Below are 14289 nucleotides of genomic sequence, written 5' to 3'. Positions count from 1 at the left end.
AGAAGGGTGGTCCTCCGATGAGAGAAAACATTATGGTTATCGATGATGATGAGAAAATTACGTCTATGCTAAGGAGAGGCTTGGCTTTTGAAGGGTATTCGGTTGTCACCGCAAGTGATGGTGCGGATGGACTCAAGCAAATGCTGAGGACGGAACCTCATCTGCTTATCTTGGACGTCATGATGCCGCATATTGATGGTTGGGAGGTTGTACGCCGTATCCGTGAAAGCGGCAGCGAGGTACCCATCCTTATGCTTACAGCAAAAGATGAAATCAGCGACCGAGTCAAAGGCTTGGATCTCGGTGCTGACGATTATTTGGTCAAGCCCTTTGCTCTTGAAGAGCTGCTTGCTAGGGTGCGTGTTCTTCTGCGACGGAGAACGGAGCGTCCTGAGCAGCAGACGAACCGGTTGAGTTATGAGGATACGATCTTGGATCTAGATACACGCGAGGTTTTCCGTGGCGAGAAACTGATTGAATTGACAACGAAAGAGTTTGATTTGCTGCACTTGTTCATGCAGAATCCGAAGCGTGTGCTCTCTCGTGATATTATCATGGAAAAAATATGGGGTTACGATTACAGCGGTGAATCCAATGTACTTGAGGTTTATATTGCTCTGCTGCGCCAAAAAACCGAAGAATTCGGCCATAAAAGATTGATTCAAACTGTCCGGGGAGCAGGTTACGTATTGAGAGGGGAAAATTAGTATGTCTCTTCGCTTGCGACTAACGCTTTGGTATTCAGGCATACTGGCACTAACCATGCTGCTGTTTGGGGTTGTTCTTTATTTTTTCTTAAATTACTTCCTATATGATCAAATCCGTCAAGATGTGAAGAGGGAGGCAGGCAATACCTCCTTGCGTATTCAGAAGAGCTTTGCCCTTTCGCAGAAGGGGCTCGTCGTTGATTTGGAACTAGAAAGCAGAGATTTCTACTCCACGAATACGTTTCTGCAATTATATAATGTGACACTCAAAAGCTTTAGTCGCTCGGCAAACTTACAATACTATGATGTTACCTTACCTCTAACAAAGACCGCGATTGATAAATTGGCGGTACAGGATGGTTTTTTTGAAAAGACGAAGGTGCTTGGGCAAGATTTCCTCATTTATCATCAAGGAATCTACGGCCAGTCTGAAGGCCAAAACCAACTCATCGGGGTTCTTCAAGCCGCTGTACCGATTGGCAGTTATGAGAAAACATCTGTTACCCTTCGGTATACACTGATGGTTTGGGCATTACTGACAATTATCGTCGCAGCTTCACTTGGTTGGTTCTTGGCACGCAAAGCGCTCAAGCCAATCGAGCGCGTCATTGATGCCGCTGACCAGATTGGCAGCGGAGATGATCTTGAGAAGCGAATCGTCTATGATGGGCCGCTGGATGAAATTGGACGTTTAACCCAAACGATTAATGGCATGCTATCTCGTATCCAAATTACCTATTTGGAACTAGATGAAGCCTACCGCGCACAGCGGAGGTTCGTATCGGACGCTTCACACGAGCTAAGAACACCGCTTACAACCATTCGTGGAAATGTCGACTTGCTAGAGAAGATGTGGAAGCAGACTTCAGGAAGTATGGAACTTGCTACATCTGATCAGCTGCAGATATCCCTGGAAGCTATGCATGATATTGCAGGAGAAGCACAGCGGATGAGTAGGCTGGTCAATGATCTTCTTGCGCTGGCCAGAGCGGATGCTGGCGTGGAAATGGAGAAGAAGCCGATTGAGATGCTGCCGCTCGTTCAAGAAGTAGTGAGGCGGGCTCAATTGCTCGAGCATACTGCTAACTGGCAAGTTGGCGATTTAGATGCTTTAGAACATGCCATTGTGCAAGGTAATCGGGATTACTTGCAGCAATTGTTGTTTATTTTCATCGAGAATGCGTTCAAGTATACACCAGAGGGAACTGTATCGTTCGAGGTGTCGCGAACGAACGGTTTTATCGGAATTCAAATTGCTGATACGGGAATGGGGATCGATAAAGACGATATTCCTCGTATTTTCGACAGATTCTATCGCGCGGATTTATCCAGAGGTTTAACGTCCGGTACTGGACTTGGTTTATCCATCGCTAAATGGATTATTGATGAACATGATGGGTCAGTGGAAGTGACAACTCGCAAGGATGAGGGCAGCACCTTTATGATTTGGCTGCCTGCCAACTTTCCTCTCCCTGTGTAATCAGCTATAATGAAAGTAAATTTGATTACGTAGGAAGGTGGAAGAAATGGAAGTAGTCCGAATATCACCAAGAGGCTATTGTTATGGTGTTGTAGATGCCATGGCACTTGCTATGCAAACTGCTAAAAACTTAAATCTTCCTAGACCTATTTATATATTAGGCATGATTGTTCACAATGCGCACGTCACGGACTTTTTCAAAGAAGAAGGTGTCATCACACTCGATGGTGAAAACCGCCTTGACATTCTAGAGCAAATCGAGAAAGGAACGGTCATTTTCACCGCACATGGGGTATCACCGGAGGTAAGGCGCCGAGCAAGAGACAAAGGCTTGACTGTCGTCGACGCAACCTGCCCAGATGTGACAAAGACGCACGATTTAATTCGTGAAAAAGTAACCGACGGCTATGAAGTGATCTATATCGGAAAGAAAGGTCATCCGGAGCCGGAAGGCGCAGTAGGTGTAGCTCCTGAACATGTGCACCTCATTGAAAGGCTCGAAGAGGCCGATCAGCTGAACATAAAAGCTGGGCGGATTATTATTACGAATCAAACAACAATGAGTCAATGGGACATTAGGCATATTATGAATCGTTTACTGGAGCTTTTCCCGAAGGCTGAGATTCACAATGAAATCTGTCTAGCCACGCAAGTTCGACAAGAAGCGGTAGCCGAACAAGCGAAGGAAGTCGATCTGGTTATCGTAGTCGGTGATCCGAAAAGTAATAATTCGAATCGCTTAGCGCAAGTTTCAGAGGAAATTGCAGGTGTACGAGCGTATAGAATATCTGATATTACTGAGTTGAACCGCCACTGGTTAACCAATGTGCGCAAGGTTGGTGTTACATCAGGGGCTTCAACGCCGACGCCTATAACCAAAGAAGTTATTACCTATTTGGAAGGCTACGATACAAAAGATGAAACCAGCTGGGAAATTACGCGTACTATTAATATGAAGAAGCTCATTCCTGCTGTCAAATCGAAAGCGGCTAGTAGTGAGTGATTCTAATTATTCAACTAGGGCGGGATTGAGACCAGCATGCAAAGCACTCAGAAGGTGAAAATAATGAAGAATCGCTACGATTGGAAAAGCAGTAAACGCTGGTTTAGATATAAATATTTACTTCTCTTACGTGCCAAAGGCGGTCCTTCCAAGGTTGCACGCGGTTTTTCAATTGGATTGTTTGTAGAGATGTTTACTTTACCTACAGCCGGTTTTGCATTCGTTCTTATTTTTCCGTTGGTTTATTTATTAAGAGCTAATTTACCTGGAGCATTAATTGGTTTTGTATTTGGGAAAGTGATTTATATCCCGTTCTCGATACTCAATAAGCAAGTGGGAGATTGGTTGGTACCGAAGCACTTCAAGATTTACCTGATCCATCATTTACCTCACATGCTTTCTAATATTATTAGAGGCGGTCTGGATTTGATTGTGGGCGGTATGGTGGTTGGAACGATACTCGGGATCATAGCTTATTTCCCGGTCATGCTCTTACTTAAATACCATACGAATCGTCGCAAAGAAAAGCGCAGAATCCGTAAAGATCAACTCGCCCCTTCAAATACAAATGAATAGGTAAATAAATTAACGCTTGACGAATCTTCGTCAAGCGTTGTATATTTACTTTAGCAGTTAAAAGCGTAGAAGCGAACAAGCGTTGAAGTATACAAGTGAAACAACCCATATAATAAGGAGCGTGGATAACATGATCGCCATTACATCCAACAGAACGTCTGATGAGCGTATTCAGGAAATTGTACAAGTAATAGAAAAGCATGGTGTTCAAGCTCACGTCTCCAAAGGTGAAGATCGCACCGTAATCGGAATAATCGGTAAGGCTGATCCTAAATTAGCTGAGCAGCTGCGTCAAATGTCCGGCGTTGAGCAAGTCGTAAAAATTTCGAAATCCTACAAATTAGCAAGTCGTGACTTTCATCCGGCAGACACGGTTATCAAGATTAAGGGTGTTGAAATTGGTGGCGAGCAGCTTGTCGTGATGGGCGGCCCTTGTGCCGTGGAAACACCGGAACAAATTGATGAAATCGCACGGTTAGTTAAAGCCGCGGGAGGTCAAGTTCTGCGCGGTGGCGCATTCAAACCAAGAACGGGTCCTTATAGCTTCCAAGGCGTCGGCGTTGAAGGCTTGATCATGATGGCAGAAGCGGGTAAGAAGCATGGACTTCTTACCATTACAGAAGTCATGACTCCTGAGTATGTGGATGTCTGTGCACAATACGCGGATATTCTGCAAGTTGGTACACGCAATATGCAAAACTTTGACTTGCTTCGCAAGTTGGGGACGATTCAAACGCCGGTACTGCTCAAACGTGGATTCAGCTCCACCTACGATGAATTCTTGAATGCCGCTGAATATATTCTTGCTGGCGGTAACCCGAATGTTATGCTTTGTGAACGCGGGATCCGAACATTCGAAACGTACACACGGAACACGCTGGATTTATCGGCCATTCCGGTTCTTAAACAGTTGAGCCATCTTCCGGTGATATCAGATCCAAGTCACGGTACTGGCCGCAGAGAGCTCGTTGTTCCCATGACAAAGGCATCTGTTGCCGCAGGGGCAGACGGTTTGATCATCGAGATGCATACAGATCCGGACAACTCAATGACTGGCGACGGCGTTCAGTCCCTGTTCCCTGACCAATTTGCTAACTTGCTTGTTGATCTGGAAAAGCTGGCACCGCTGCTTGGTAAAAAGTTCGATACACAGAAAGAAGTAATTTTGGCGTAACTGCTCGTGTTCTAAGGAAACTGGTTTTCTTCACATGAAGAAGCCAGTTTCCTATTTTTGGATATAAGGAATATGTGCGAATTAGTGTGAGCATAGCTTACACATTAATAAAAAATACCTGACATAAGTATTGACTGTGTTAGATCAAAAGCTATATAATATGTGCAAGATAACAACAAAAAAGATGAACAATAATCATGTAAAGTACGTTGAATGTACGGAAATGGGAGGGTTTTTAAATGTCAGTTCAAAACGTGTTGAACCTTATCAAGGAAAAAAACATTGAGTGGGTAGATTTTCGATTCGTAGGTCTGTCCGGTAAAGCACAGCATATTTCTTTGCCTGCTACTGAAGTAGATGAAGAAACATTCGTAAACGGAGTAGCTTTTGACGGTTCATCCATCCCAGGATTCCGTGGTATTGAACAATCTGACATGGTCATGGTGCCAGATACAGAGACTGCTTATGTTGATCCTTTCACAGCTCACCCAACATTGGTCATTATGAGTAACATCCATACACCTGAAGGCGAGCGTTATGATCGCGATCCGCGCAGCATTGCTCAAAAAGCAGAAGAATATTTGCAAACGACAGGCGTTGGCACAAAAGCATTCTTCGCTCCTGAATCCGAATTCTTCATCTTTGATGATGTTCGTTTCGAAAACGGAATGAACAAATCTTATTTCGAAGTTGACTCCGAAGAAGCAGGCTGGAACACAGGCCGCAAAGAAGAAGGCGGAAACCTTGGTTATAAAGTTCCAGTTAAAGGCGGATACGTTCCAGTAGCTCCAATGGATTCCCAACAAGACATTCGTTCCGAAATGTGTAACAAGCTTGCTGATGCAGGTCTTCGTATCGAACGTCACCATCACGAAGTGGCTACAGCTGGTCAAGCTGAAATCAACTTCCGTTTTGACACATTGACTAAAACAGCAGATAACCTGCTCAAATACAAGTACATCGTTGCTAACACGGCTAGAGAATATGGTAAAGTAGCAACATTTATGCCAAAACCACTGTTTGGTGACAATGGTAGCGGTATGCACGTGCACATGTCCATTTTCAACGAGGGCGAGCCTTTGTTCTATGAAAAAGGTGCTTATGCAAACCTGAGTGAATTAGCTATCAACTATATCGGTGGTATCCTGTATCACGCTCCTGCGTTGATTGCAATCACGAACCCAAGTACAAACTCCTTCAAACGTCTGGTTCCTGGATACGAAGCACCGGTTAACCTTGTATTCTCCAAAGGTAACCGTTCTGCAGCAGTTCGTATTCCAATTGCAGCTGTGACACCAAAAGGTTGTCGTATTGAGTTCCGTACACCGGATAGTACAGCTAACCCATACCTTGCTTTCGCAGCAATGCTGATGGCAGGTCTCGACGGTATCAAAAAGAAAATCGATCCGCGTGCGCTTGGATACGGTCCTTTTGATACTAACATCTATGAAATGTCCGATGCAGAGAAAGCTGAAATCCGCAGCGTTCCTGGTACATTAGATGAAGCTTTAGATGCTCTTGCAGCTGATTCCGACTTCTTGCTCGAAGGCGGCGTATTCACACAAGATTTCATCGATAACTACATCGATATGAAACGTGGCGAAGCGAAAGCTGTTGCAATCCGTATTCACCCACACGAGTATAACCTTTACTTTGATTGCTAATTCTTTAGCACTTATACATCAATAACTTTCAAAGCTGCTTCTCCCATAGTCATCTATGGAGAAAGCAGCTTTTTATATTGATATTGAAACCATTTTAATAATTGTTCTAATTAATGTTGTTATCACAATTGGAAGCAAGGTATAATGAGAGCATCATTCATTTAAAGACATGGAAGGAAGATTCGTATGAAAATTACCATTATTGCAGGAAGTAATCACAAAGCTGCCACGAGCACAAGACTTGCTGAATATATCCAGCATCTGATGGAGTTGGATGGCCAACAGGCCACACTCATTGATCTTTACCAATCGCCAATCCCCTTCTATTCCCCTGATGATGCTCATGGTGGTCATGAAGACCTGGAGAGATTTAAACGAGCGATGAATGAGGCAGAGGGGATCGTGCTTACAACACCGGAATATCATAGTGGAATCTCCGGGGTTTTGAAAAATGCGCTTGATCATCTTGCACAAGAACATTTTAATAACAAAGCCGTCTTATCCGTCAGCTCAGCAGGGGGGGCAGTTGCCGTAAGCTCCTTAACGCAATTGCAAACTATTGTACGCAATCTCCACGGCATAAACTGCCCAGAATGGCTCTCCATAGGAGGCGACCAGCGGAAGAGCTTCCAGATTGGTGTAGCACATAGTGAAATTCATCCTGACGTCAATAAACGTGTTCGTCGTGTAGTGGGTTCATTCCTCGAATTAGCTGAACGATTAGCGCTGAAAGATTAGGCGACTGCTCTAGATTCGTAAGCATATGGCATTTAAAACAAACCAGAACTTCTGGTTTGTTTTTTTATTTCTACACACTTTTGACACATTTATGTGGTAGAGTTTGGGAATTAGGGCGAGGGGGGAGATCATGGGAGCGCCATGGACTAACAAGGAAGCCATTCATTTATTGCAACGTGCCGGATTTGGTTCTACAGAAGAAGAAGTTTCTGCTTGTGTTTCACTTGGTCGTGAAGAGACTGTGCGACGTCTTATTACCGGTGAAGGTCTCATACATAATATTTCAGCACTAAACCCATTTGATCAAATGACGGCTGACGGTAAGAAATCATTAGATCCTTTACAATTAGCCGATCAGCAAATGTATTGGTTATACCGGATGGTTTATTCCGATGCACCGCTTATTGAAAAAATGACGTTGTTTTGGCACGGACATTTTGCAACGGCGAATTACAAGGTTAACGATGTAACGTTAATGGTTCAGCAAAATACACTGCTTCGCAACTATGCATTAGGAAATTTCAAAGAACTCGTGCTCGCCATTGGTAAGGATCCTGCCATGATGATTTGGTTGGATGTGAATCGGAATAAAAAAAGTAAACCGAATGAGAATTATGCCCGTGAGGTTATGGAACTATTCACGCTCGGTATCGGTCAGTATACAGAAACGGACGTGAAGGAAGCGGCGCGGGCTTTCACGGGCTGGACCTATGATAAGAAGGAAAATAAAGTAGGCTATAATTCCAAACAACACGACAATGACAGTAAAATACTGCTTGGTGAAAAAGGAAACTTGGATTCTGACGACGCGGTTGATATTATTTTTCACCAAAAGTCGCTGTCGACCTTTCTAGCCACGAAGCTTCTCAAATATTTTGCGACGGACACTCCCGCCGAAAGCTGGATTCAAAAAGTGGCTGAACATATTGTAGAGAAGGCAACGATCGGAGAAGTGCTTCAAGAGCTGTTCCTTTCGGACGATTTTTACGATGAGAAATTGCGGTTGTCTTTAATCAAATCACCAGCAGAATATGTAGCGGGAATTCTTAAATCCAGTAAGCTAACCGTTTCAAAAGGGCATGCACAAGCGATGAGGAGGATGGGACAGGAGCTATATTCCCCGCCAGACGTTGCAGGTTGGAGAGGAGGCGCTTCATGGCTGAATACGAACTCCTTATTATCGAGGTACCAGTTCGCAGAGACTATTGCCAAGCAAATTAACGGCAAGTTGTTTACATCGCCGGATTATACGCCTGAACAAACTGACCGATCAGAAGAATGGGTAAAGCTGTGGAGTCAGCGGCTAGGGATCTCTGATCTGTCAGATAAAACCTTGCAGGGTTTAAGCGCCTACGTCGAAGATACCATAGTACATACGAAACAAAAAAGTGCGGGTTTAAGAGGCTTATTTCAATTAGTCCTGATTAGCCCAGAAGCTCAAATGAAATAGCAGGAGGTGAAGAAGTGAAATTAACGAGAAGGGATTTTCTGCTTAAAGGTACAGCCATGTTTGCGACTTTAGGACTAGGTGGATTTTTATTCACGGAAACGGGCAAATCGATCTTGGCAGGCGGTTTTGCTGTTGACGTTGATGAGCCTGTGCTTGTCGTTGTTCAGTTAAGCGGTGGAAATGATGGCATCAATACACTCATTCCTTACGGGCAAGGGGTATATTATGATTCGCGGCCGACACTTAGCTTTCAACAAAAGGATGTGCTGGCCTTAGATAATCAGGTTGGATTGCACCCTAGTCTCGCTGGTCTCGCTGCTCTTTATAAGCTTGGGAAAATGGCTGTGGTACAAGGGGTTGGGTATCCAGGCCCCGATCACTCCCATTTCCGCTCAATGGAAATTTGGCAGACTGCCGAGCCTGCGAAGCTAAGCCGGAGCGGTTGGCTTGCACGCTATGCAGAGTCATCTTTGCGTGATAGCAGCAATCCGCTCAGAGCTGTTCAGATTGGAGGATCGGGAAGCAAGGCTTTTGCTTCAGAGAAATTGAGCTTTCCTGTCATCCAATCCCTGGAGGCGTATCATTTAATTGATCCGAAGACAGCGATGATGGACAAAAATCGGATAACCAAAGCATTTCTAGAGATGTACGGCGCACAGAATCAGTTGGAACAGCTGCGCGTCGTTTCGGGGCGTGGTTATGAGGCATACAAAAGTGTGGAAGCGATTCAAGCCTTAGCGGCAACTTATGCCAATAAAGTGGAGTACCCGAAAACAAATTTTGCTAGGGATCTCCAATTAGTATCCAAGCTGTTGGCGGGCAAATCGGGCACAAGAGTATTTAATGTTCAGATTGGCGGATTCGATGACCATGCCGATGAGAAGGCACAGCATGCACGGGTGCTGACTCAGGTTGATGAGGGTCTGACAGCGTTCTATAAAGACTTAGAGGCGCAAGGGCTGCAGGACCGTGTTGTGGTGATGATGTTTTCGGAGTTTGGGCGCAGGGTGAAGGAGAACGGAAGTGGCGGAACAGACCATGGCACGGCAGCTCCAATGTTTGTGATTGGGGGGAAGGTGAACGGCGGTCTCTATGGGTCGTACCCAAGCCTCAGTAATTTAGACAACGGGGACCTGAAGTATGAGGTTGACTTCCGCTCGGTTTACAGCACTCTTATTGATAAATGGTTAAAAGGCGATGCTGCCGCTGTACTTAGTAAGTCCTATGAATATTTGAAGTTTATTTAGACCAGAGCCGGGGCCTTGTGCCTCGGCTTTCCGTATTTAAAAGTTAATGGTAATCTATTGAAAAAGGCGAAGATTTCGTAAAACCGGAGGAGGTGTTAAACGTTGGGCATTGAGGCAATCTCGGATCATCTGCAGGAACATTTAAGGATACTTTTCGTGGGGTACAACCCAAGCATTCGATCCGGAGAAACCGGTCATCATTATGCGAGTCCAAGCAACCGCTTTTATCGAATTCTTTTCCAAGCGGGGTTAACACCTCGGCTTTATAAGCCTCAAGAAGATAGAGATCTGCTTCAGCTTGGTTATGGATTTACGAATATCGTGGCAAGACCTTCTTTGACAGCTGCTGAAATTACCCCTGAGGAATACCGGGAGGGTCGCCTTATTTTGAGACAAAAGATCCAGACCTATTGGCCTGGTGTTGTCTGTTTTGTAGGTAAAGGGGTCTATGAACAGTATAGCGGCCGAAGGGGGATGCATTGGGGGAGTCAGCCAGATCCGGTAGTTGAAGGTGTGGTCGAATATGTATGCCCGTCTTCTAGCGGACTTGTCCGGATGAAGCTTGAGGAAATGGTAGCTATTTATAGTGGAATAAAAGCATTTAGCGAAGCGGAGATGGGGAACTGATGAATATTCCATGGTTGGATTGGGCCAAAGAGATTCAAGCTATAAGCCAAGCGGGGCTTACCTATGGAGAGAATGGTTATGACTTGGAGCGATATGAGGCACTGCGAAAGATCAGTGTGGAGATGATGAGTTATTTCACGGAGACACCGGTTGATAAGGTGACTGCTTTATTTGCCAGCGACACGGGATACCAGACGCCAAAAGTGGATATTCGCGCCGTCGTCCTGCAGGAGAACAAGCTGCTGCTTGTGAAGGAAAGAGCTGACGGTGCTTGGGCTCTGCCAGGGGGCTGGGCGGATATCGGCCTCACACCTACAGAGGTCGCCGTCAAGGAGACCCGCGAAGAGGCTGGCTATGACGTCAAGCCGGTGCGATTGCTGGCGGTCTTCGATAAGAAGCGCCACGCTCACCCACCCTCGGCCAACCACGTGTACAAGATGTTCATCTTGTGCGAGCTGGTGGGCGGGGAAGCGCTTGAAGCCGGCTTGGAAACAACCGGCGTACGTTTCTTCGGTGAAAACGAGCTGCCGCAGCTCTCGGTTGAGCGGAACACCGCTGAGCAGCTGCAGCGGATGTTCGAACTCGTCCGTGGTCCTGCCTCGCAGGTACTGCTGGATTAACCATGCGCGTGCTCCCCCGAAGTGAAAGGGGAGTACGCTAACGCGTTACTCAAAAGCAACTACCGCTTTAGTACAGGTTTCAATTGCGCTATGATTTCCTCCATTTGCTTTGAGCACTGCTCGTACATCTCTTTTGCCTTTTTGTTATTCGTTGTCAGTCCATACAACATCAGATCGCCTTCGCACTTTTTTAATGTTGCAAATAGAGCTGCCTTTTCCTGTGGCACAGGTACCATGATTTTGTCGTCAAACAAATCCACATACAGTTGGCCGTACGAATCGACTTGACCTAGAAATACATTTTCAATCGTCACACCCAATTTATCTAACTCGGTTTTCAGCCATTCCCGACTAAAACCTCTGGTGGTCAATGCTTCGTCCATAATTTCACCGTCCATGATAACCACTTGGGGCTCCTCTTCAGGTGCAACTTTGATGCCCAAATGTTTTGCAGTCAACGGTTGGTTTTTTCGAGCTAATAGGACATTAACATCCCCATCTGGTTCCATGATCGCAAATTCAACATCAGCCACTTTAAATACGGATCTCTTTCTTAATTGCTCCATAAGTTCATCGGTGGTGAGTCGTTCTTTCTTTAAATTATCTTCCAAAACTTTTCCGTCTCTAATGAGCACGGTTCCTTTACCATCAATAAAATCTCGCATTTTTTTGCTTTTTAGCTGCAAAAATTCAATTCCTAAAGAGCACGCAACCCAAGCGGCTAAGGATACCAAACCTAAATACCAATCCGCCTCCAATGAGATGTAGGCCGCGAGATTACCAATTGTAATACCTGTTATGTATTCGAACAAGGAAAGTTGAGAAACTTGTCTTTTACCCAACAACTTTGTCATAAAGAAAAGCACGACAACTGCCAATAATGTGCGTAAAAAAATTTCAATCCATTCGGGCACAACGGATCCTCCTCTTTTATCAAAAGTCATTTCAATCGTATTAAATTGTTTGTAAAACTCATGAAAGTTATACAAAAACAAGGCATCCATTCCAAGGAAGGAAAAGATGTGCAAGATCGTTAATTACTTTTCCCGGAAAGGGAACACACCTAGCGGTTCGTATGCCGGCTGCCGGCCCAAGTGGCTTCGGTAGAGGACGATGTCCTCTACCCGCCACACGGGCCAGCCGCCAGAAGGCGCGCCAACCGCTAGGGCGGCACGACTAAACGGGCCCGCCGCTGTGCGATAGCGGCGGGCTAGCGTGAGATGCGGCCGATAGGCGCGAGCCTCGGCCGGGAAGCCATGGCGGGCGCAGGCACCCGCGACTTCGCGCTGCAGCGCAGCCAGCGCATCGAGGTCGCCGGCGACGCCCGCCCACAAGATCGACGGCGCCGCCGGAGGACCGAACACGCCGAGCCCTTCGGCGTGCAGGGTCAGCGGCAGCGTCGCAGCTGCGAGCTGGCGGAGTTCAATCGCCAGGGCATTGGCGGTCTCGGCGGACGCGTCTCCGAGGAAGCTTAACGTGACGTGGACGTCCTGCGGATGCGTCCACTTTTGGAAGGGCAGCACCTTTTGGAGGCTGCCTTTCCATTTTTCGAGCTCCCGCTGGATATCTGGCGGGAGCTGAATGCCGACAAACAGCCGATACATTTCGGAGGAAGTTTGTGCATTTGATGGCGTTTCTGTCGCTTTTTCAGGTGAAATCATGGTGGAATCTGGCTCCTTTGATAATCTGTTTCCTATTACCTCAATTGTTCTTCTCCTAGCATTGCCAACTAAGGTTTTACTTGATGCATGAGGAGAATATTGCTATCATAGCCATAATACAAAAGCAAAGGTGTGGTCATTCATGGGAAATAGGGCCTATAACTTTAACGCAGGGCCAGCGGCATTACCGCTCGAAGTACTGCAGAAAGCACAAGAAGAGCTTGTCGAATTTAAAGGCATCGGCATGTCCATCATGGAGATTTCTCACCGCAGCGCTGAATACGAGCAAGTACATAATGAAACGCAGCAATTACTAAAACAAATTTTTAGCATCCCTGATGGGTACCAAGTACAGTTCCTGCAAGGTGGTGCGAGTACGCAATTCGCGATGATTCCTCTTAATTTTTTGAAGCCAGGTAAAGTAGGCAGTTATGTGCTTACAGGTGCATGGGCGGAGAAAGCTGTTCAGGAAGCAGGCTTGTTCGGAGAAGTTGCCATCGCAGCAAGCTCGAAAGAACAGAAATTCATGAAAATTCCGGACTTAAATGAAATCAACATTCATCCGGATTCCGCTTATCTGCATCTGACTTCGAACGAAACGATAGAAGGCGCTCAGTTTCAGAGGTTTCCGGATACTGGGAATGTTCCGTTAATTGGTGACATGTCAAGCGATATTTTGAGCCGTCCTGTTGATGTTTCGAAATTCAGCATGATCTATGCAGGTGCACAAAAGAATCTAGGTCCTTCTGGTGTAACTGTGGTGATTATCAAAGAAGATTTGTTGCAAGATCTGCCTAAAACGATTCCAACCATGCTTCGCTACGAAATTCATAGCAAAAACAATTCCCTGTACAATACACCGCCAGTGTATTCGATCTACATGATGAACCTTGTGTTGAAATGGATTGTGGAGCAAGGTGGACTAGCTGTCATTGAGAAAAAAAATCTTGAGAAATCAGGCCTCATTTATAACGCAATCGACCAAAGCGGTGGTTTTTACCGTGGACCTGTTGACCCTGGTAGTCGTTCTGCGATGAACATCACGTTCCGCTTGCAGGATGAAGAGCTGGAGAAGAAATTCATCAAGGAAACCGAGCAAAACGGATTTGTTGGGCTAAAAGGTCATCGCAGTGTAGGCGGCTTGAGAGCATCTACGTATAATGCGGTTCCTTATGCTTCCTGTAAAGCACTAGCTGATTTCATGATTGATTTCCAAAAACGTAACAGTTAAGAATGGATTGAAAGCTATTCATGGCACCCTCGTGTGCACATGAATAGCTTTTTTTTGTTTTAGGATATAAGGGTCGCTACTACGTTTGCAGTGTCCTTAGACGGCCTCTGA

The 14289-nt window shown here is 45.7% G+C and carries 14 protein-coding genes; 12 read left to right on the top strand and 2 right to left on the bottom strand.

Translation table 11 applies throughout. The features are described 5' to 3' along the window. The first annotated feature begins 17 nt into the window (after positions 1-17). From BLT91_RS06075 to BLT91_RS06025, 11 genes are all read left to right on the top strand, one after another. On the top strand, positions 18-707 hold the full coding sequence (locus tag BLT91_RS06075; protein ID WP_090818124.1) for a response regulator transcription factor: 690 nt from the start codon (positions 18-20) through the stop codon (positions 705-707). Between the two features lies 1 nt (position 708). Then, complete coding sequence (locus tag BLT91_RS06070) at positions 709-2187, top strand: sensor histidine kinase (protein ID WP_090818121.1); 1479 nt, start codon at positions 709-711, stop codon at positions 2185-2187. Positions 2188-2233: 46 nt separating this feature from the next. Continuing rightward, on the top strand, positions 2234-3190 hold the full coding sequence (locus tag BLT91_RS06065; RefSeq protein ID WP_090818118.1) for a 4-hydroxy-3-methylbut-2-enyl diphosphate reductase: 957 nt from the start codon (positions 2234-2236) through the stop codon (positions 3188-3190). A gap of 63 nt (positions 3191-3253) precedes the next feature. Next, entirely contained in the window at positions 3254-3766 is a 513-nt protein-coding gene (locus BLT91_RS06060; RefSeq protein WP_254776809.1) for a DUF2062 domain-containing protein, read from the top strand. 130 nt (positions 3767-3896) lie between these two features. Then, positions 3897-4940, top strand: a complete 1044-nt coding sequence (aroF, locus tag BLT91_RS06055) for a 3-deoxy-7-phosphoheptulonate synthase (RefSeq protein WP_090818112.1) — start codon at positions 3897-3899, stop codon at positions 4938-4940. Between the two features lie 239 nt (positions 4941-5179). Continuing rightward, on the top strand, positions 5180-6604 hold the full coding sequence (glnA, locus tag BLT91_RS06050; RefSeq protein WP_090818109.1) for a type I glutamate--ammonia ligase: 1425 nt from the start codon (positions 5180-5182) through the stop codon (positions 6602-6604). A gap of 186 nt (positions 6605-6790) precedes the next feature. Beyond that, positions 6791-7342 carry an NADPH-dependent FMN reductase gene (locus BLT91_RS06045; protein ID WP_090818106.1) on the top strand — a complete coding sequence of 184 codons (552 nt, stop codon included), beginning with the start codon at positions 6791-6793 and terminating at the stop codon, positions 7340-7342. 130 nt (positions 7343-7472) lie between these two features. Then, positions 7473-8792: a DUF1800 domain-containing protein gene (locus BLT91_RS06040; protein WP_090818103.1), complete on the top strand. Its 1320-nt coding sequence runs from the start codon at positions 7473-7475 to the stop codon at positions 8790-8792. 14 nt (positions 8793-8806) lie between these two features. Further along, positions 8807-10039 (top strand): DUF1501 domain-containing protein, encoded by a 1233-nt coding sequence (locus BLT91_RS06035; RefSeq protein ID WP_090818100.1) that lies wholly within the window; start codon positions 8807-8809, stop codon positions 10037-10039. A gap of 108 nt (positions 10040-10147) precedes the next feature. Continuing rightward, complete coding sequence (locus tag BLT91_RS06030) at positions 10148-10666, top strand: mismatch-specific DNA-glycosylase (protein ID WP_090819753.1); 519 nt, start codon at positions 10148-10150, stop codon at positions 10664-10666. Beyond that, positions 10666-11286: an NUDIX hydrolase gene (locus tag BLT91_RS06025; RefSeq protein ID WP_090818097.1), complete on the top strand. Its 621-nt coding sequence runs from the start codon at positions 10666-10668 to the stop codon at positions 11284-11286. The genes BLT91_RS06030 and BLT91_RS06025 overlap by 1 nt, the downstream gene beginning before the upstream one ends. Before the next feature lie 59 nt (positions 11287-11345). Here the strand turns inward: BLT91_RS06025 and BLT91_RS06020 are convergent, their stop codons facing one another. Next, a complete protein-coding gene (locus tag BLT91_RS06020) occupies positions 11346-12200 on the bottom strand; it encodes a DUF421 domain-containing protein (RefSeq protein WP_090819750.1) in 855 nt (284 codons plus the stop codon). Between the two features lie 123 nt (positions 12201-12323). Continuing rightward, on the bottom strand, positions 12324-12947 hold the full coding sequence (gene thpR, locus BLT91_RS06015) for an RNA 2',3'-cyclic phosphodiesterase (protein WP_090818094.1): 624 nt from the start codon (positions 12945-12947) through the stop codon (positions 12324-12326). A gap of 142 nt (positions 12948-13089) precedes the next feature. Between thpR and serC the strand changes: the two genes are divergently transcribed. Further along, positions 13090-14178: a 3-phosphoserine/phosphohydroxythreonine transaminase gene (gene serC, locus BLT91_RS06010; protein ID WP_090818091.1), complete on the top strand. Its 1089-nt coding sequence runs from the start codon at positions 13090-13092 to the stop codon at positions 14176-14178. The last annotated feature ends 111 nt before the right edge of the window (positions 14179-14289 follow it).

The organism is Paenibacillus sp. yr247 (assembly GCF_900103825.1).
GTDB lineage: Bacteria > Bacillota > Bacilli > Paenibacillales > NBRC-103111 > Paenibacillus_E.
The sequence above is the reverse complement of the archived record's forward strand: the minus strand, read 5'-3'. Positions and strand labels throughout refer to the sequence as shown.

What these genes read in the sequence shown, in the direction of transcription:
- BLT91_RS06075 (WP_090818124.1), top strand. Translation starts at nt 18, where the DNA reads ATGAGAGAAAACATTATGGTTATCGATGATGATGAGAAAATTACGTCT.
- BLT91_RS06070 (WP_090818121.1), top strand. Translation starts at nt 709, where the DNA reads ATGTCTCTTCGCTTGCGACTAACGCTTTGGTATTCAGGCATACTGGCA.
- BLT91_RS06065 (WP_090818118.1), top strand. Translation starts at nt 2,234, where the DNA reads ATGGAAGTAGTCCGAATATCACCAAGAGGCTATTGTTATGGTGTTGTA.
- BLT91_RS06060 (WP_254776809.1), top strand. Translation starts at nt 3,254, where the DNA reads ATGAAGAATCGCTACGATTGGAAAAGCAGTAAACGCTGGTTTAGATAT.
- aroF (WP_090818112.1), top strand. Translation starts at nt 3,897, where the DNA reads ATGATCGCCATTACATCCAACAGAACGTCTGATGAGCGTATTCAGGAA.
- glnA (WP_090818109.1), top strand. Translation starts at nt 5,180, where the DNA reads ATGTCAGTTCAAAACGTGTTGAACCTTATCAAGGAAAAAAACATTGAG.
- BLT91_RS06045 (WP_090818106.1), top strand. Translation starts at nt 6,791, where the DNA reads ATGAAAATTACCATTATTGCAGGAAGTAATCACAAAGCTGCCACGAGC.
- BLT91_RS06040 (WP_090818103.1), top strand. Translation starts at nt 7,473, where the DNA reads ATGGGAGCGCCATGGACTAACAAGGAAGCCATTCATTTATTGCAACGT.
- BLT91_RS06025 (WP_090818097.1), top strand. Translation starts at nt 10,666, where the DNA reads ATGAATATTCCATGGTTGGATTGGGCCAAAGAGATTCAAGCTATAAGC.
- thpR (WP_090818094.1), bottom strand. Translation starts at nt 12,947, where the DNA reads ATGATTTCACCTGAAAAAGCGACAGAAACGCCATCAAATGCACAAACT.
- serC (WP_090818091.1), top strand. Translation starts at nt 13,090, where the DNA reads ATGGGAAATAGGGCCTATAACTTTAACGCAGGGCCAGCGGCATTACCG.